This window comes from Nocardia sp. JW2, from assembly GCF_051843015.1.
Lineage (GTDB): Bacteria > Actinomycetota > Actinomycetes > Mycobacteriales > Mycobacteriaceae > Nocardia > Nocardia coubleae.
In genome coordinates this window covers 632399-650671 of sequence record NZ_JBPXLK010000001.1, presented here as the reverse complement: position 1 = coordinate 650671, position 18273 = coordinate 632399, and the positions used below count along the sequence as shown (strand labels likewise).

General features: G+C 67.8%; 17 protein-coding genes and 1 pseudogene. 10 read left to right on the top strand and 8 right to left on the bottom strand.

The window, feature by feature from the left end:
• Positions 1-24: 24 nt before the first annotated feature.
• The gene (locus ACSVDM_RS02960) at positions 25-522 is read left to right on the top strand and encodes a nitroreductase/quinone reductase family protein (protein ID WP_439262543.1); all 498 of its coding nucleotides are present in this window, start codon (positions 25-27) and stop codon (positions 520-522) included.
• A 94-nt stretch (positions 523-616) separates the two neighbouring features.
• A complete protein-coding gene (locus ACSVDM_RS02955) occupies positions 617-1303 on the top strand; it encodes a peptidylprolyl isomerase (protein WP_439262541.1) in 687 nt (228 codons plus the stop codon).
• A gap of 310 nt (positions 1304-1613) precedes the next feature.
• On the opposite strand, the gene arc is transcribed toward ACSVDM_RS02955, so the two are convergent.
• Positions 1614-3374: a proteasome ATPase gene (arc, locus tag ACSVDM_RS02950; RefSeq protein WP_067492080.1), complete on the bottom strand. Its 1761-nt coding sequence runs from the start codon at positions 3372-3374 to the stop codon at positions 1614-1616.
• Positions 3375-3575: 201 nt separating this feature from the next.
• Here arc and ACSVDM_RS02945 point away from each other — a divergent pair, with 201 nt between their 5' ends.
• Positions 3576-4094: a hypothetical protein gene (locus tag ACSVDM_RS02945; protein ID WP_439262538.1), complete on the top strand. Its 519-nt coding sequence runs from the start codon at positions 3576-3578 to the stop codon at positions 4092-4094.
• Positions 4095-4158: 64 nt separating this feature from the next.
• Here the strand turns inward: ACSVDM_RS02945 and ACSVDM_RS02940 are convergent, their stop codons facing one another.
• On the bottom strand, positions 4159-4668 hold the full coding sequence (locus ACSVDM_RS02940) for a DUF4442 domain-containing protein (RefSeq protein ID WP_439262536.1): 510 nt from the start codon (positions 4666-4668) through the stop codon (positions 4159-4161).
• A 145-nt stretch (positions 4669-4813) separates the two neighbouring features.
• On the opposite strand from ACSVDM_RS02940, the gene ACSVDM_RS02935 reads away from it, so the two are divergent.
• Positions 4814-6094 carry an acyltransferase family protein gene (locus ACSVDM_RS02935; RefSeq protein WP_439262534.1) on the top strand — a complete coding sequence of 427 codons (1281 nt, stop codon included), beginning with the start codon at positions 4814-4816 and terminating at the stop codon, positions 6092-6094.
• A 135-nt stretch (positions 6095-6229) separates the two neighbouring features.
• Here ACSVDM_RS02935 and ACSVDM_RS02930 read toward each other — a convergent pair whose 3' ends face one another.
• Positions 6230-7063, bottom strand: a complete 834-nt coding sequence (locus ACSVDM_RS02930; protein ID WP_439262532.1) for a tRNA (adenine-N1)-methyltransferase — start codon at positions 7061-7063, stop codon at positions 6230-6232.
• 70 nt (positions 7064-7133) lie between these two features.
• A complete protein-coding gene (locus ACSVDM_RS02925) occupies positions 7134-8273 on the bottom strand; it encodes a DUF7373 family lipoprotein (protein ID WP_439262530.1) in 1140 nt (379 codons plus the stop codon).
• A gap of 74 nt (positions 8274-8347) precedes the next feature.
• Here ACSVDM_RS02925 and ACSVDM_RS02920 point away from each other — a divergent pair, with 74 nt between their 5' ends.
• On the top strand, positions 8348-9259 hold the full coding sequence (locus ACSVDM_RS02920; protein WP_439262528.1) for a RecB family exonuclease: 912 nt from the start codon (positions 8348-8350) through the stop codon (positions 9257-9259).
• A gap of 122 nt (positions 9260-9381) precedes the next feature.
• Entirely contained in the window at positions 9382-10311 is a 930-nt protein-coding gene (locus tag ACSVDM_RS02915) for an alpha/beta fold hydrolase (RefSeq protein WP_439262526.1), read from the top strand.
• Positions 10312-10794: 483 nt separating this feature from the next.
• Here the strand turns inward: ACSVDM_RS02915 and ACSVDM_RS02910 are convergent, their stop codons facing one another.
• Both ACSVDM_RS02910 and ACSVDM_RS02905 read right to left on the bottom strand, forming a co-directional pair.
• Entirely contained in the window at positions 10795-11127 is a 333-nt protein-coding gene (locus ACSVDM_RS02910; RefSeq protein ID WP_439262524.1) for a DUF4333 domain-containing protein, read from the bottom strand.
• Between the two features lie 177 nt (positions 11128-11304).
• Positions 11305-12513, bottom strand: coding sequence for a cytochrome P450 (locus tag ACSVDM_RS02905; RefSeq protein ID WP_439262522.1), 1209 nt, complete (start codon positions 12511-12513; stop codon positions 11305-11307).
• Between the two features lie 94 nt (positions 12514-12607).
• Between ACSVDM_RS02905 and ACSVDM_RS02900 the strand changes: the two genes are divergently transcribed.
• The gene (locus ACSVDM_RS02900; protein ID WP_439262520.1) at positions 12608-13456 is read left to right on the top strand and encodes a helix-turn-helix domain-containing protein; all 849 of its coding nucleotides are present in this window, start codon (positions 12608-12610) and stop codon (positions 13454-13456) included.
• Between the two features lie 101 nt (positions 13457-13557).
• On the opposite strand, the gene ACSVDM_RS02895 is transcribed toward ACSVDM_RS02900, so the two are convergent.
• Both ACSVDM_RS02895 and ACSVDM_RS02890 read right to left on the bottom strand, forming a co-directional pair.
• Complete coding sequence (locus tag ACSVDM_RS02895) at positions 13558-14685, bottom strand: YeiH family protein (RefSeq protein ID WP_439262518.1); 1128 nt, start codon at positions 14683-14685, stop codon at positions 13558-13560.
• Complete coding sequence (locus ACSVDM_RS02890; RefSeq protein ID WP_357146481.1) at positions 14685-14819, bottom strand: hypothetical protein; 135 nt, start codon at positions 14817-14819, stop codon at positions 14685-14687. The genes ACSVDM_RS02895 and ACSVDM_RS02890 overlap by 1 nt, the downstream gene beginning before the upstream one ends.
• Before the next feature lie 256 nt (positions 14820-15075).
• Here ACSVDM_RS02890 and ACSVDM_RS02885 point away from each other — a divergent pair, with 256 nt between their 5' ends.
• The 3 genes and pseudogenes from ACSVDM_RS02885 to ACSVDM_RS02875 all read left to right on the top strand — a co-directional run.
• On the top strand, positions 15076-15486 hold the full coding sequence (locus ACSVDM_RS02885) for a hypothetical protein (protein WP_439262516.1): 411 nt from the start codon (positions 15076-15078) through the stop codon (positions 15484-15486).
• A complete protein-coding gene (locus ACSVDM_RS02880) occupies positions 15483-16103 on the top strand; it encodes a hypothetical protein (protein ID WP_439262514.1) in 621 nt (206 codons plus the stop codon). The genes ACSVDM_RS02885 and ACSVDM_RS02880 overlap by 4 nt, the downstream gene beginning before the upstream one ends.
• Before the next feature lie 3 nt (positions 16104-16106).
• A pseudogene (locus ACSVDM_RS02875) lies at positions 16107-16823 on the top strand (putative T7SS-secreted protein); the annotation flags it as partial.
• Positions 16824-18273: the final 1450 nt, after the last annotated feature.

Sequence of the window (18273 nt, the reverse complement as noted above, 5' to 3'; positions counted from 1 at the left end):
GCGCATGCGGCGATACTGGGAGCCATGAGCGTCCCCTCCGAAAACCCTTACGGAACACCGACAACCACCGGCCCGGAGCCACTGCGGCCGTACCAGAACCGGGTCAACACCTTCGTGCGCGGACTGCTGAAGGTGCCGGTGCTGTCGCGCATCGTCGGTAAGCGCCTGGCGACCCTGCACGTCACCGGACGCAAATCCGGCAAGGTCTACGACATTCCCGTGGCCTACACGGTCCACGAGGGCACCCTGCTCATCGGGACCGCGCTGCGCCCCTGGGTGAAGAACCTGCGCGGCGGCGCCGAGGTGCGGCTCACTCGCGGCGGGGCGCCCGAGACCTTCACCGCCACCGTGCGTTCCGACGAAGCCGCCGTGCTCGACCTGTACACCGTGATCGCCAGGGACAACAAGCAGAACGCGAAGTTCAACGGGATCGGCTACACCGCCGACGGCGAGCCGTCCAAAGCCGACATCTATCAGACGTGGCAGCAGGGTGGTGTGGTCGTGCAGCTGACTCCGCGCTGATTCGTACCCCAAAGCCTGGCCCCCGGCGGGCGCGGCTGGCAGGATGCGCGGTACATCGTCCGGCAGCACCCCATTTCGAGGAGACACCGCCCAGGTGAGCAGTCATTCGCAGGTTCGATCCATCGGCACTCTCCGGCGCGCGATGCTCGGCGTCGGCGTTGCCGCGGCCGCACTCGTCGCCCTCGCGCCCGCCGCGCAGACCGCGCCGCAGCAGCAGGTACTGCCCGGTTGCAGCCCGGCCGCACCGGGCCAGCCCAACGGCAAGCAGTGGCCTGCCGAGCCCGCGCTCACCATCGACCCGGCCGCCGCCTACACGGCGACTCTCGAAACCACCTGCGGCACGGTCGAACTGGAACTCGACGCCGCCGCGGCGCCGCGCACGGTGAACTCGTTCGCCTTCCTCGCCGGCGAGGGCTACTTCGACCACACCCGGTGTCATCGGCTCACCACCGAGGGCATCTTCGTCCTGCAGTGCGGCGACCCGACGGCCACCGGCCTCGGCGGACCCGGTTACAAGTTCGGCGACGAGAACCTCGCGGGCGCGGTGTACCCGGCAGGCACCGTCGCCATGGCCAACGCGGGACCGGGCACCAACGGCAGCCAGTTCTTCCTGGTCTACCGCGACAGCACGCTGCCACCCAACTACACCCCGTTCGGACGGGTGGTCTCCGGCATGGACGCGCTGACCACGATCGCGAACGGCGGCGTGGCGGGCGGCGGCTCGGACGGCACCCCGCTGGCCGAGGTCGTCCTCGACCAGGTGAGCACCGCCGCGAACTGAGCCACAACGCACGAGGGCCGCGTCTCCGACAACGGAGACGCGGCCCTTCGGCGCAACCGGGCTGGATCAGCCCGCGCTGATCGAGCTGAACAGGTTGGCGATCGTCTGCAGGATCACTTCGGTCAGGAAATCGGCGGCCGAACCGGTCATGGCAACACTCCCTCGTAACTGGTCTCCCTCACTGGGAGAGACAAGTGAAGCGTGCCCTATTCACTTATCCGCGCGCAGCGTTTCGGTGAAAAAAATCCGAACAAAACACTGAGGAGGCCGTGCTCCCGCAGCGGGAACACGGCCCGACCTCAGCCGATGGTCACAGGTACTGACCGGTGTTGGACTCGGTGTCGATCGCCCGGCTGGCCGAGGCGTTCTTGCCCGTGACGAGCGTGCGGATGTAGACGATCCGCTCGCCCTTCTTGCCCGAGATCCGCGCCCAGTCGTCGGGGTTGGTGGTGTTGGGCAGGTCCTCGTTCTCGGCGAATTCGTCGACGATCGAGTCGAACAGGTGCTGGATACGCAGACCGGGGTTGCCGGTGTCGAGCACCGACTTGATCGCGTACTTCTTGGCCCGGTCGACGATGTTCTGGATCATCGCGCCGGAGTTGAAGTCCTTGAAGTACAGGACCTCCTTGTCACCGTTGGCGTAGGTGACCTCCAGGAACCGGTTGTCGTCGCTCTCGGCGTACATCCGGTCGACGACCTTCTCGATCATCGCCTCGACGCAGGCCTGCTTGTCGCCGTCGAACTCGCGCAGATCGTCCTCGTGCAGCGGCAGCGTCTCGGTGAGGTACTTGGAGAAGATGTCCTGCGCCGATTCCGCGTCGGGCCGCTCGATCTTGATCTTCACGTCCAGGCGGCCGGGCCGCAGGATCGCGGGGTCGATCATGTCCTCGCGGTTGGACGCGCCGATCACGATGACGTTCTCGAGGCCCTCCACACCGTCGATCTCCGAAAGCAGCTGCGGCACAACGGTGGTCTCCACATCGGAGGACACACCCGAACCACGGGTCCGGAAGATCGAGTCCATCTCGTCGAAGAACACGATCACCGGGGTGCCCTCGGAGGCCTTCTCGCGCGCCCGCTGGAAGATGATGCGGATGTGGCGCTCGGTCTCACCGACGAACTTGTTGAGCAGCTCGGGGCCCTTGATGTTGAGGAAGAAGGACTTGGCCTCCTTGGCGTCCTCACCTCGGGCTTCGGCGATCTTCTTGGCCAGCGAGTTGGCGACGGCCTTGGCGATCAGCGTCTTACCGCAGCCGGGCGGACCGTAGAGCAGCACGCCCTTGGGCGGGCGCAGCGCGTACTCGCGGAACAGGTCCTTGTGCAGGAACGGCAGTTCCACCGCGTCGCGGATCTGCTCGATCTGCCGGCCGAGCCCACCGATGTCGGTGTAGTCGACGTCGGGAACCTCTTCCAGCACAAGGTCTTCCACCTCGGCCTTGGGCACCCGCTCGAAGGCGAAGCCCGCCTTGGTGTCCACGAGCAGCGAATCACCCGGGCGCAGTTTGCGAATGGGCGAATCGGGGTCGTCGATGTCGTCGTACTCGGCGATCTTCGACAGCGGGCCCGACAGCCAGACCACGCGCTCCTCGTCGGCGTGGCCCACCACGAGGGCGCGGCGGCCGTCGTCGAGAATCTCACGCAGGGTGCCGATTTCGCCGATCGCGTCGAACTTGCCCGCCTCGACGACGGTGAGTGCCTCGTTCAGGCGGACCGTCTGGCCGTACTCGAGGGTCTCGGCCTCGATATTGGGTGAGCAGGTGAGGCGCATCTTGCGACCGGAAGTGAACACGTCGACCGTTTGATCGTCGTAGGTGTGGATGACGATGCCGTAGCCGCTCGGCGGCTGACCGAGGCGATCGACTTCCTCACGCAGGGCGATCAACTGCTGGCGCGCTTCCTTGAGCGTGTCCATCAGTTTGCCGTTGCGGATGGTCAACGAATCGATTCGTGCTTCCAATTCGCGTGCGCGATCCGGCGAGTCGGCGAGTTGCCTGCGGAGAGCAGCCGCCTCGGCGCGTACCGCCTCGAGCTCTCGCCAGGCCGCCGAATCCGAATTCTCGTTGGGGCTCATGATGCTGCTCCTCCCAGTCCCGGTCTATCAACGCTACCGGGCGCGGTCCGTTCTCGCTTTCCGACATGGTTTCGTCGTGATCACATCTTGTACGGTCGGTACGACATCAAACCACCGAATACCTCCTGTTAGGCTCCCCTAAGCCCGTACGGGGCACAGGGCGGGCTACTCGCCCATCGAGCCGAAAGGTTGTTGCCGAACATGCTCCTTCCTACCCGCACGATCCGTGTCACCGTCGCCGCCGCCGCAGTCCTCGCCGTCGGCCTCACCGCTTGCGGTTCCGACGATTCCTCGACGAACGCCACCAGCAGCAGTACCAGCATCTCGGCCGCTCCGTCCAGCGTTTCGGCAACTCCGGCACCCACCGGAGACAACGCGGGAGCACCGTCCGCCGATTCCCTGAAGGCCACTCTCGTCCAGTTCGCCGACCCGGGATTGTCCAGCGACGAGAAGGCGAAGCTGATCGTCAACGGTGAGGCGCGCAAGGCCAACATCGACCAGATGAACGGCATGCTGGCCGGCTACACCCTGACCTTCGCGGTCGACAACGTCGCGACCAGCGGTGACAAGGCCACCGCCGACGTCACCATCACCTCGCCGCACGGCACCGCGCCCGCGTTCCCGGTGACCTGGGAGCGCGTCGACGGCACCTGGAAGCTCTCCGACGCCAGCGGCTGCCTGCTCCTCGGCTTCGCGCAGGCGCCCTGCACGCCCGCCTGACGTTTCGCTCCGGCCCGGGGACCCGATGTACCGCCCCGGGCCGATAGGCCACGTAGCAGCCCGCTCAGTCCCGTAGGCGGCGCACGTAGAGCGTCTGCCCGGCGCGCGCGACGAGCGTCCCGTCCCGGTCGAAGATCTGCGCGGTGTGCTGGGTGAGCGACTTCGCCCCGTCGGCGGTGGTCTCCCTGATCGCCGCCACCTCCTCGGTCGACAGGGTGATGTCGGTGGCGACCGTGCCGCGGCCCGGTGTGAGGAATTCGATCGACCCGGTGGTGTTCCAGATCCGGTACCCGCGCCCGAGCTGGCCATAGGCGAGGATCGCGAAGAACGGGTCGGTCATCGAGTACAGCGTGCCGCCGAAGGCCGCCCGGTTGGGGCTGTTGCGGTTCCACCACCGGACCGTGTAGGTGATGTGCGCCGAAGTCCAGTCGGGGGCAATGCTTTTCACGCGCACGCCGCCGAACAGGTACGGCGGGAACACGTTGAACGCGGCGCGGTAGAACCGGGTCGAGGTGCCCGGGTACAAGGTTCCCGCCGACGGGTCACGCACCGGCTTTTCGGACTGATCGGTCATACGTTGTCCCCCTCGTGTGCCGCCGGGCGGCGATCCGCCTCCGGCGCGCGGAAATCGGTTCGGCGGATCGTATCCGAGTAATTCCACGCACGGGGTGGGTAGTTCCGCGCTGTGGTCGCGGGCCGGTTTCTGCCATGGTTGCGGCATGAGTGTTGTGCCGAGTGTGGCTGTGGTGGCGGCGAATACGCCCGCCGATCGCGATCGGTTCCTCGATCTGCTGCGGATCTCGTCGCTGGTGGTCGTGGTGGTCGGTCACTGCCTGATGCTGACGGTGTCGGCGTCGGGCGGCGACGTCCGCTTCGGCAATGTGCTCGCCGATCTGCCTGCCCTCCAGCCGCTGACCTGGCTGCTGCAGGTGCTCCCACTGTTCTTCTTCGCGGGCGTCGCGGCGGGCGCGCGCGGCATTGCCCCCGGAACTTCCTGGGGCGCTTGGCTTTTCCGGCGCACGCAGCGGCTGATCCGGCCGGTCGGCTACTTCCTGGCCGCCTCCACGGCGCTGGTATTCGTGGCCGGGCTGGTACTGGCGCCGGGTTGGCAGCGGCCACTGGCGATCACCAGTGTGCAGCTGCTGTGGTTCCTCGGCATGTATCTGGCGGTGCTGGCCTGTACACCGCTGCTGGCCACCTGGGTGACCGGCACCGGCAGGATGTTCGCGACGATCGCGGCGATCGTGCTGGCCACCGCGCTCGTCGACGCGGTGCGGCTCGGCGGTGGACCCGCCGAAGCCGGCTTCCTGAATTTCGTCGTGTGGCTGATCCCGGCGGTGCTGGGCATCGGCTATCTGCGCGGCCTGCTGTCCCGTCGGGTCGCCGCGTTGCTGGCCGGTGTGGTCCTGCTCGTCGACGTGGCGCTGGTCGTCGCCGGGCCGTACGACACCAGCATGGTGACGGTTCCCGGGCAGCGGTTGTCGAACCTGGCGCCGCCGTCGCTGCTGCTCGCGGGGCACGCGATGGTGCTGTGCTGCGCGGCGATCGCCGTGGCACCGTGGCTGCGGCGGGTGGCGGCGCGACCGCGCGTGTGGTGGCTGACGGTGATCGGCAATACCGGGGCGATGACGCTGTACCTGTGGCACATGCCCGCCCTGCTCACCGTGCTGGTGCTCAGCCACCTGCTGGGATTCGACCGCGGCGGCCCATCGGAGGCCGGGTTCTGGCTGCTCACCGTCGGTCAGCTCACCGCGACAGCCACTCTCACCGCAGTGCTGTTCGTCGCGCTGCGTGGGCTCGAGAACACACCGCTGCGCTGGTGGGACGGTCCGGTCGCGCCGGTGCGCGGCCTGCGCTCCGCCGCGGTCGTGCTCACCGTCGGTGCGGCCGGCCTCGCCATCCTGCAGGCGACTCGCGGAGGCCTCACCCCGGTGGGTCTGCCCTGGTTCGCGGTCGCCGCCACAGCACTGTTCGGTACGCGGCTGCTCACCAGGGCATGAACGGCCCACGGCTCCGGGGCGGCAACGGCGGTGTGCCCCCGCTCGGCGCGCCGACCCGCGATGCCGTGCCGATCTTCCGTCAGCTGTTCATCGGCTCGCCGTAGCACCCGGTGCGGGGGCAGACCGTGATCGAACTCAGCCCTTCGACGGACGACGCTGGGGTTTCGGCGTCACCGTGCCTTCGGCGAGGCGGCGCGCACTCACCAGGAACGCGGTGTGCCCCTGCATCCGGTGTTCGGGACGCACCGCGAGCCCGACCACATGCCACCCGCGAACCATCGACTCCCAGGAGCGCGGCTCGGTCCAGCACTCCTGCTCACGCATCGCCTCGACGACCTTGGACAGCTGGGTGACGGTGGCGACATAGACGATGAGTACGCCACCGGGCACCAGCGCCTTCGACACCGCGGGCAGCGCTTCCCAGGGCGCGAGCATGTCGAGCACCACCCGGTCGACCTGCTCGCCGTCGTAGTTCGCCACGTCGGCGACGGTCAGCGACCAGTTCGGCGGCCGCTCACCGAAGAACGTCTCCACATTGCGCACGGCGTGCTCGGCGTGGTCGTCGCGGATCTCATAGGAGATCACCTGCCCCTCGGAGCCGACCGCGCGCAGCAGCGAGCAGGTCAGCGCACCGGAACCGGCGCCCGCCTCGAGCACCCGCGCACCGGGGAACACGTCGCCCTCGTGCACGATCTGGGCGGCGTCCTTGGGGTAGATGACGGTGGCGCCGCGCGGCATCGACAGCACATAGTCGGTGAGCAGCGGGCGCAGGGCCAGGTACGGGGTGCCGTTGATCGACTTCACCACGGAGCCCTCGTCGGCGCCGATGAGGTCGTCGTGCTTGATGCCGCCGCGGTGGGTGTGGAACTCCTTGCCCTCCTCGAGCACCACCGTGTAGAGGCGCCCCTTGGCATCGGTCAGCTGCACCCGGTCCCCGATCGCGAATGGACCGGTCCGTCTGGCCGTCATGTATCTCCCGTTCTTCGAATGGAAGTCTCAAGCCTGCCAGGTGCGACGTCGCGCGCGACCGACGGGTCAGCTATTTCGCGGCAGTGAGCACGCGGTGCTGTTCGGCGGTGAGGGCGTGCGCTTCGGCTTGCGACTTCGCGGGCACCTGGGCGGCATAGCGACCGGCCGTCACCAGACACAGCCAGCTGCGGTCGTCCGTCTCTGCCCAACACGCCGACCCTGGTGCATCCGGCGCGGCGGGCGCCGCCTTCCACCCGGGGTCCGACCCGTACTCCGCGGTCTGGTCGGCGAGCAGGCTTGCGGCACCGGCGGCGTCGACGGTGCGGTAGACGATGGTTCCCTCGACGCCGACCTCGCTCACCCCGGCCTTGTCGAATGCGGCGCGCGCAGCCTGCTGGTCATCGGCGTAGTGCGCCGCGCCCAGCCTGCCGAACGCGCCTCTGCTCGCGCCTCCTTCGCCGACGGCGAGGTCGTGGATGCCCGTCGCGTCGTAGGGTACGGCCGCCAGCTCGTCGACCCGGGTCGCCTTGAACGAATCCAGCTGGGGTAGTTGATGTTCCAGTGCCGTGCGGACGATATTCTCGACCTCGGCCAAGCCGCCCTTGCGCACCTTGGTGAACACCACGTACTCGCGATGGGGGGTGAAAGCCATGGCTTCGAGCCGGTCCCGATTCTCCATGGTGACCACCCGACTGTCCGGCGCGGTAGGCAAGTCGGTGGCCACCCAGTCGTCCGTTTGCAGCATGCCGCGCTGGGTGGTCGCCGCGGTGGCGAGGTCGTCGGCCGCCGCCGTCGCCGACGCGGCGTCGGGGAAACGCATCACGCCGTGGGTGAGCCACTCGGTGTCGGCGATCGCCGCCGCGTCGGTGAAACGCGACGCGACGAAGCCGGTGATCAGTCCGTTGGCGGTCGCCGCCGCGCTCACGGCGGTGTTGTGCCCGGTCATGATGGTGAGCATGGCGTCGGTGAGGATGCCGAGCTGGCCGCTGCGCACGAACACCGGGTCGATCTCGGAGCCGGGAGTCAAGGCGTCGGCCATCCGGGCGCCCTCGGCGAGCTTGCCTGTGCGCAGATCCTGCCCGGTGGTGGTGCTGGTCACCGGTGCACTGGTCGACGCCGGTGTGGCGGTGGCCACGGGTGGCAGTTCTTCCTGGCACGCGCTGAGCATGATCATCGCGGCCACGGCCGCCCCCACCCGGATCGTTCGCATTCGGCGATCTTGACAGACGCCGCCCCGATGGACGAATCGTGAACCTGTCGGTAGGTGCCGTTACCGTGGCGAACATGTCAGTGCCCCTGTCCGCGTCGATCGCCGACGAGACTTCCGCCGAACCGGTCACCCGGTCACGTCCGGCGTTGTCTCCTTCGCGCGCAGCCGATTTCAAGCAGTGCCCGTTGAAGTACCGGTTGCGGGCGATCGATCGGGTGCCGGAACCGCCCACGCGCGCGGCCGTACGCGGCACGGTGGTGCACGCGGTGCTCGAGGACCTGTTCGGGTTACCCGCGGCCGAGCGTGGGCCCGACCGGGCGGCCGAGCTGGTTCCCGGCGCGTGGGAGCGGGTGCGGGCGGGTCGGGAGGGGCTCGACGAGCTGGTGGCGGCGGGTGGTCCGGAGGCGCTGTTCGAGGAGGTGCGCCGCCTGGTCGCCGGGTACTACGAGCTCGAGGACCCCACCCGTTTCGATCCGGACGGTCTGGAGGAGCGGGTCGAGGTGGACCTCGACGGTGAGATCCCGTTGCGTGGCTTCGTCGACCGCATAGACGTGGCGCCCAACGGTCTGCTGCGCGTGGTCGACTACAAGACCGGCCGCGCGCCCGGCCCCCAGCACGAGGCCCGCGCCCTGTTCCAGCTCAAGTTCTACGCCCTGGTCATCCTGCGTACCCGCGGCATCCTCCCCGCACAGCTGCGCCTGATCTACCTAGCAGACAAGGTGCTGCTCACCTACACCCCCGACCGCGAAGAACTCGACCGCTTCGCCCGCATCCTCACCGCCCTGTGGCAAGCCATCCTCGACGCGGGCCGCACAGGCGACTTCCCACCCCAACGCAATTCGATGTGCCGCTACTGCGACTTCCACGCCCTGTGCCCCGAATTCGGCGGCACCCCACCCCCCTACCCCGGCTGGCCCACCCGAGACGCCACCACCACCGACATCGACCTCGGCCTTCCCCTGGTCCGCACCCTCGAAGACGTCTGAGCCTGCTCGTCGCCTTCCCGATCGTCATCGCGCCACCGGAATCCTCGGTCCCGCCTTCATTTCATGGCCGACCGCCCAGTAGGTTGGGTTATGTTGCGGTTCGGTTGATTTCAGGGGTGAGGATGGGTTTCCCGAAGGGTGTGCGTCCGGCCGCGCTGGTGCTGACCGGAGTGCTCGCGGCGCTCTTGGTCAACACATTCCTCGTCGACCGCGACTCCCACGGCGCCACACCGTTCGCAGGTGGTCGCGTTTTGGCACTGCCGGGCCCCGACCTCAATGTGCGCGAGTACGGTCCGATGTCGGGCGAGCGTGCTGTTGTCCTGCTGCACGGCTACCTGTCGTCGATCGAATGGTGGGAGCAGGTGGCGCCCGCTCTCGCGGCGTCGGGCCACCGTGTCGTCGCCATCGATCTGGTCGGCCACGGCGGGTCCGAAGCGACCACCGAAGACGACGACTACAGCGCCACCGGGCAGGCGGCAGCCGTCGAGAACGCACTGGACGTACTCGGAATCCGGCGCGCCGCACTGGTCGCGCACTCCATGGGCGGCCACATCGCCACGCTCGTCGCCGAACAGAAGCCGGAACTGATCGAACGGGTCGCCGTGATCGACACCCAGGGCGGCGCGGGCCTCAAAGACATGCCTGCGATGAAGACCCTGGGTTGCCAGCCGGTCCTCGGCGCACTCATAGATCGCTTCCGCGGCATCGACGCGATAGCGAAAAGTTCGCTGCAGGCCGGGTTCGCCAAGGATTTTCCGCCACCGGCTCTCGCGCATCGGTCACTCGAGCGGGCCACTCACCGGACGGTGTGCCGATCGACCGCGGCGACCACGATGAACGACGAGCGCGCCGTGGCGGAGCGGCTCGCCGCACTCGGTAAGCCGGTGCTGGTGATCTGGGGTGAGCACGACACTCTGGCCCCCTCGGCCGCGAACATCGCGAAATTCACCGAGGCCGGGCTGACACCGCGGGTCGTCGCAGGATCCGGACACAGTCCGCAGGTGGAACGACCCGAGGCCGTTGTGGAACTGGTCGGACCGTTCGTCGCCTAGCGCAGGCGACGTTCCTCTTCTTCTTCCAGCCGACGGCGTTCTTCCTCGCGCTCGACCTGTTCCTTTTCGATCTTCTCTTCGTGTTCGTTCTTGTTCGACATGTGTTCGCCCCGATCCGCTGTTGTCCGGACAAAACCCCAGGTTCAGCCTACGCGCCAGGATGTTGCCGGCACCGAAGCCGCTGGTCGACTGTCGAAGTCCTGTTCAGTGCTCACCTGCGGATTCGGTTGCAGCTGAACGGGACTGGCGATCATCGGCGTGTCTCGTACTCGTCTTCAGCACGGGGTTGCGGGATGGCCGATTCAGCGTTGGCCGAGCGTAGTGTCCTGACCGCCGACGAACTGCGGTCGCAGGAAAGCCGCGCGGCGGCGGCCGCCTGATCATGGCGCATCCATGCCGTTGACGGTCGGCTGGGTGATGCGCGACCCGGGCACGGGCAACCGAGCCCAGCAGATGCTGGATCAACCTGGATCCCGCTCCCTGTCACGACCTGGTGACCTCGATCTCGCCCTGATCGCTGACGATCTCAACGCGCGCTACGGAATGCAGGTCATCCCATATTTCGCAATCGAACTGGTTACCGACGACGACCTGAACAGAACCGGGACAGGTCACCCTACCCACTGGCTGATCCCTCACACCCTGCAACCGGTTTGCCACCTGCTGCTCCAGCGCTGCCTGGTCCAGCACCCGCGGTGGTTCGGCAGGGTCGAGATCAGCACCCGCCACCTTTACCGTCACCACCACCGCACACACGGCGACCACGACCGACGAGACGGCCGTAACGATCCGGGCAACACTCTGTTGATCAGCCACCCGATATTCCTATCCGCCGCCCATCCCGCTGACAAGGGCTGAGACGCTGCACGTGGATCCCCGGGGTCGCAGCACTCGACCTGCGTCACATCACTCGAGAAACGACACCAGTCCTAGGCGGTCTCACTGAACAGCGCTTCGAGCGCTACTGAAAACGACTTCGAACAACGACACCGCTCAGTTCCAGCGCACGCGCAGGGCACCTGGGCCTCGCAGTGCGGTGCCCACCTGGCTGGTCACGGTGGCGTCCTCGGCCGCCGTCGCGTCGGCCAGCCGCAAGCCGGGCAGGCGGGTGAGCAGAGCGGTGAGGGCGGTGCGGAGCTCGGCCAGCGCCAGCCAACTGCCCAGGCAACTGTGTGGGCCCTGCCCGAAGGAGAGCATGGTGGTGGCGCGGCGGGTGATGTCGAACTCGTGTGGCGCCGGGTATTTCGCCGGGTCGCGGTGAGCCGCGTTGACGGCGAACAACATCGGGGTCAGCGCGGGAATGTCGAGACCCTGCCAGTGGGTGTCCCTCGGGCAAGCTCGCGGCAGCAGCCCGACCGGTGGTTCCCAGCGCAATCCCTCCCAGATCGCCCACTCGGCCTGTTCCTCCGGGTCGGCTGTCACCAGGGCGAGCTGGTCCGGGTGAGTCAGCAAGGCGGACAACGTATTTCCCAGCGCCAGCATGGTGGTGTCGGCGCCCGCCGGGAACAGCAGCCGCAGGAACGCGAGTATCTGATCGTCGGACAGGGTGGTTCCCTCGACGCTCTCGGTGACCAGCTTCGAGATCAGGTCCTCACCGGGCTGCTCGCGCCGTGCGGCGATGATCGGCAGCACATGGTCGGCGAACTCGCGCGAAGCCTGGTGTGCGGCAGCGGGATCCAGTGGGAAGTAGAACAGGTCGTGCGCCCAGCGCAACACCGTCGCCTCGTCGCCGACGGGCAGGCCGAGCAATCTGCTGATCACGAGAACCGGGTAGCGCGTGGTGAATTCGGCCACCAGGTCGGCGGCGCCGAGATGAGCGAAGCGGTCGATCACCTCGTGCGCGATCGGCGCGAGGAGCGGTTCGATCCAGCCGCTCACCAGACTGCGGCGGAACGGTGGGGCGACGATGGCCCGGTTCACCCGGTGTTCGTCGCCGGTCATGCACTGCAAGGTGCGGCCGAGCACCGGCTCGGTGGTGAGCGAGTACACCGCCTGGGCCGGGAAGGTCTCCTCGTCCTTGAAGGCCGCCGACACCAGGTCATGGGTGAGCAGCAGCACCGCACGCGTCCCCGCGAAAGGGACGATCGCGTACGGTCGGCGGGCGCGCAGGTCGGCCAGCACACGGTGCAGGTCGGGCGTGTCCTGGAAGGCGAAGTCGATATCGGTGATGTCGAGGTGGTCCAGGAGCGACGAGTTCGGCATAACATTCCTCCGGACACGAATATTCGTGTCGTCGAGTCGGATTTTCGGCACGCGGACGGTAGACGACCGCGTCGGGAAGAACAAGAGGGAATGCGTGAGCACATCACCACCGACCGATCGGGTCGTCTCCGTCGTCGAACTGCTCGCCACCGAGGCGCCGCTCACCGCCGCGAGCGTCGCCGACCGGCTCGCACTGAGCCGGTCGACGGTCGCCGCCATCCTCACCACATTGGAGTCGCGTGGCTGGGCGCGGCGTTCTCGCGACCTGACCTACCGACTCGGGCCCACGTTCCCCACCGCACACCGGGCAGCCGCACCCGCGGGCGCGGACGCCGCGTTGCGGGAGCTGGCCCGCCGGGTCGGGTGTGGCGCCGCGCTGGCGGTGGTCTCGTCGACCTCGATGACTTTCGTCGGCCTGGCCGCCCATCACGGCCGGGTGCCCGCCGGGATCGAGGTCGGTGCCCGCGTGCCGCTGCGCGCTCCCGCGGGCGCGAGTGTCATCGCGTTCTGCGCGCCGGAACGGCAGCGCGCGTGGCTGGCCACCGCCGACCCCGGCCGACGCGACGAACTGACCACCGCACTGGCCGAGATCCGCTCCGCCGGCCTCGCGGTCTGGGGCATCGACCCCGCCGACCTCGCCACCCTCGATGTCCTCGCCGAAGTAGCGGGCCACCTGGCACATTCACCGGCTTCCGGACCACTACGCCGTCGTGTCCTCGGCCTGCTCGGCGACCTCAGCGGCTACCCCCACACCGCCGCCGACCTCGCCGCGGCGGCGCCGTTACCCATCGCCTACCTCGCGGCTCCGGTGTTCGACCGCGACGAGGTTCCGCGCTGGGAGCTGCAGATCGGGCCACTGCATCCGGCCGTCTCCCCTGGCGACCGCGAGTTGTACCGCACAGAACTCCTCGCCTGCGCCCAGAAGCTCGGCGCCGCGACCTGACCGCTCAGAGCACCTGGGCGCCCCTCCTCAGCCGCAGACGGGCTCGGCGCTGCCGGTGGGTGCAGCCCCTCCGGTACCCGCCGGGCGAGCGTTCGACCACGTCACGCCGCGAAGTCACGGAACAGCAGCACCGAAAGGCCGAGTCCGGCAGCGAGGTTCACCAGCACCGCCGAACCGAAGACGGCGATCGGCCGCCACCCCGCCTCGCGCAATCCGCGCAGTGAGAATTCCAGGCCGATGGACACGAAGGCCAGGATCAGGAACCAGGTCCGCAGGTCGTTCACGATCGCGATGTGCGCGGCACCGGTCTTCTTGTCGACCGATTGCAGGTACAGGGTGCCGATGATCGACGCGGCGACGAATCCGAGCACGAATTTCGGGAACCTGGCCCAGAATTCACCGAGGCTCGGGCGCGCGGCACCCGGCGTGCGGTCGACCCGGAACGCGAACCACGCGGTGAGCGCGATCGCGACGAGTCCGATCAGCGCGTTCTGCGTCGTCTTCACGATCGTCGCGATCTGCAACGATTCCTCGCCCGCGAGCGCACCGGCGGCGGCCACTGCGGCTGTGGTGTCGATATTGCCACCGATCCACGCACCCGCGACCGCATCCGAAAGCCCGAGAAGGTCGGCGAGCCAGGGCAGCAGGAAGATCGACGGCAGCGCGAAGATGATCACCAGCGAGGCCGCGTACGCGATCTGTTCACGCCGCGCCTGCACCGCTCCGGCCGCCGCGATGGCCGCGCTCACCCCGCAGATCGACACCGCCGACGACAGCAGGGCGCGCAGTTTGTCGTCGAGCCCGAGCACCCCACCGAACCACCAGGTGAATCCGAAAACAATGGTGATCAAGGCCAGTGCCTGCACGATCGCGGGCGCCGCCGCCGTCACCAGAATCTTCAGATTGACGGAGGCACCGAGCAGCACCACGCCCGTCTTGATGAAGAACTCCGTCCGGAATCCGGCCGAAAGCCGATCCCGCAGACCGAGTTTGCCGAGCACCAGGTTGCCGATCAGGCCGATCGCAATCGCGTACACCGGGTACTCGATGCTCTTCGCGACCCGCTTCAACGGCGTATCGGCCGCCCACTGCGGCACCTGCGTGTCGAAGAATCGCGTCAGCGCGCCGAGCACGAGTACCAGGAGTACCCCGGCGGCGATATCCGCACCCGTCGTTCGCGTATTGCCTTGCACCGCAGCCGTTTCGGATGTCGTCCTCACCTCGGCCATCACGGCACCAGCCAATCGGGAACAGCCCCCACCAGCACGAGACCGATCAGCACGAGACCGACAACGGTCGCCGCCCAATCCTCGTTCCACCTGAAAGCACTACCCGGCCTCGGCTCGGTCTCTGCTTGCGACACTGTGACTCCTTGCGTTCCTCATCGAGAACCGGAAACTAACCGCGCCACCCGCCCGCACACACCGATTACACTCACCCTGAACCGATCTCGACCGATCGACCGCCGGGCTCACGACCTCGGCATTCACCCCCGTCGCACACGGAATCGCGCGAATTGTCCGACAAACCCCTGGATTACGGGACTCCCTACGACGGCCGCCATTCGCGTACACTGCCGTTCGAGAGTGAAGGACGGGGCACGGGGGAGGTTGCGTCGGATGACCGATGGCGACGGCAGGGAACGCCTCCACGCCGAAATAGCCGCCTTCTACGCGGGATTCGGGCAGCCGGAAGAGTTGCACGCCGCGTTTCGACAGGCGGCCCTGCTGGTTCCGCTCACCGCCGAGAACCGGGTCTTCTTCCTTCCGTTCGGTGGTGTCGACTGGTTGTGCACGTTCACCAGCGTCGAGGAATACGCCCGGTTCATCGCCGCGCGCGATCGCCTCGGCGACGCCACCGACCTCGACCAGGACTACCGCTACCACTGGATTTTCGGGCGACGCCTGCGCGACTACCTGGACACGCGCGACGAACCAGCCGGAATCGCGATCGACATCCTCGGATCCGCGCCGATGGCGTTTCCACCTGATCTCACCGAACACGCGACAGACGGGCAGGGCATGCGATGACCACGGTGAAAGTCGACCCGGCGGTGCTGCAGCAGGCCGCGACGGGCATCGAAGGCACCATCGGCGAGCTGTCGGCGATGGGGATCGGCGAAACCGGCAATATGGGCCGGGGATTCGCGCTGCTCACGATGTCGACGCTCGAGGCAGGCAAACACACCGTGCAGAAGACCTTCGAGGAGTTCACCGAGCGATGGTCGTGGGGCGTGCGCGCCCTGGTGCAAGCAGGCAACTCGATCGCCCGCACGCTCGGATTGGCGGCGGGCCGCTACGACGAAATGGAAACCAAGTCCGAGGACACATTGAAGACGATGTGGACGCATATGGCGGGCAATCCACATCTGTCGGGCGAGGAGATCACCAAGCGTTCCTGGGGTGAGACGTTCGCCGACAATTCGTTCAATCACATTCGCAACGCCGATTACAGCGTGAAGTCCTTTCAGGATGCCGGCCAGCACATTCAGGCCAATATGAAGGTCATCGAGGCGGTCGGACCGCAGGCGTACGCGAATATCAGTCCGGTGACCGGCAGCCTACTCACCGGTGAAACTCCCGGTTGGAATACCGGTGCGGCCGAGCGAGCCGCGGAGATCATGAAGAAGGAGCAGGGGGGCCAGTAACCCGTGGGGATCGGCGAAATCTTCGACAAAGTCGGCAGCGCGATCGAAGACGGCGTCGAGAATGTCGTCGAGGGTGCCGGCCAGATCATCGACGACGGCCTGGACGTGGTCGGTGACGCCGCCAAACATGTCGGGCTGGAGAAGATCGGCAATGCGCTCGACGACCTCGGCGACAACATCGCCTCCGCGACCGGCGGCGACGTCGAAGAGGAAGAGCTCGGGCAGACCGAGGACCCTAAAGAGCTGATCCTTGGTGAGCCGTCCGAAATCGGTTCCGCCGCCGAGACATTGACAAAGATGGCCGAGGCGATCGAGTCGACCGGTCAGGCGCTGCAGAAGATCGATGCCGCCGAATGGACCGGTAAGGGCGCCGACGCGTTCAACGCCGTCTACGACAAACAGCCGAAACTGTGGTTCGACGGCGCCGACGCGATGGCAGCCGCGGCGGAGGCGCTGAAAGCCTGGCAGAACGAGGTGAAAGCCGCCCAGGACAAGGCCCAGACCGCCATCGATCGCTGGAAAGCGGCCGATGCCGAAGAACGTCGCCAGAAGACCTGGTGGAACGGCCTGACCGGCGAGCAGCAGCAGGCCAATCCGCTCATCGACACCTGGACGGCCATTCGCAACGAGGCGCGCGAGATCCTGCGCGGCGCACGGGTACAGCGCGACAACGGCGCGTCGATCGCGGTCGGCGCGATCGAGACAGCTACCGAGCGGGCGCCGAAGGAACCGCCGTTCAGTGAGCGGTGGATCGCCAATATCTCCGATCTCAAAGGGGTGTTCGACCACGCCGCCCTCAATTTCACCGCCGGATTCCTCACCGCCGTCACCGGAATGGTGCAATTCGTCCGCCAGGTGAATCCAACCGATATCTACAACATCACCCATCCCGCCGAATACGCCAAAGGGTTGTCCGATCTGGGGACGGGACTCGTTGTCGCCGCCGCCGATCCGGGTGCGGCGGTCGACGCCATCCTGAAGGAGGCAAGGGCCAACCCGTTCGAATTCGCCGGTTCGCTCGCCCCCGACCTGATCCTCACCGCCGCGACCGGTGGTGGTGGCGGTGCGAAGGTGGCGGTTTCGGCGGCCAAGCGGGCCGCCGACGCGGCCAGGCGGGTGTCCGGCCGGGACACCGGTTCGCCCGACCCGACTCCGGCGCGCCAGACGGACCCGAATCCGGCGCGGCAGACCGACCCGCAGGGGCAGCAGGATCCGCGGCGGAGCGCAGGCCTGCCGAATTCCACGGACAATCAGCCGCCGGGCAACGCTCGCCCGGTGGAGGCGGCACCACAGCGCGAAGCACCGGCGCCGCGGACCGAGGACACCGGCGCCGGGAACACGACGCCCGAGCGCACCGAGCCACGTCAGGCCGCGCCCGCCACGCGCACCGAACCGGACAACGACCCGAATCCGGCCGCGGCCGAGCCCGCACCCACCCGTGAGCCCGAGCCCACCCGCCAAGAGCCCGCGCCCACCCCGGAACGCAGCCCCGATCCCGACCCGCCACCGACGCGCACCGAACCACGTCCGGAAGCTGCAGGCACCGACCCGCACACACCCCAGCGCACGGACCCGGGCGAGTCACCGACACAGCGCACCGACGACACACCCGTCCAACGCACAGACCCCGCGCCGACGCACCAGAACGACACACCCACACAACGCACCGAGCCCGCGTCGACCAACCACACCGACACACCCACACAACGCACCGAGCCCGCGTCGACGCACCAGAACGACGCACCGACCCAGCGCACCGATCCCGCCGACGCGCCGACGCAACGAACAGACCCGGCGCCGATCCACCGGACCGACGACCCGCCCCAGCGCAGCGACTCGTCGCCGAATCAGCAGGCGAACGATGTACCGCAGCAGCGAGGTGACTCGACGCCGGGACAGTCGGGTCCTTCTGATTCCCCGCACACCCGCACCGACGGCGGTCCGGATTCGCCCACCACGCGCACGGATTCGGGCAACTACGGCGATTCGTCGCCCGAGACCCGGCCGACCAGCGACACGTCACCGTCCTCGACGAGCCCGGACACCCGACCGACCGCTGCTACCGGCGACACCCCGTCCACGTCGAATCCCGCGACACCGTCCGCGATGTGGCAACCGGGCCACACTGCCCACCCCGACAGCGGCACAGCACCCCGATCGACTCCCGATG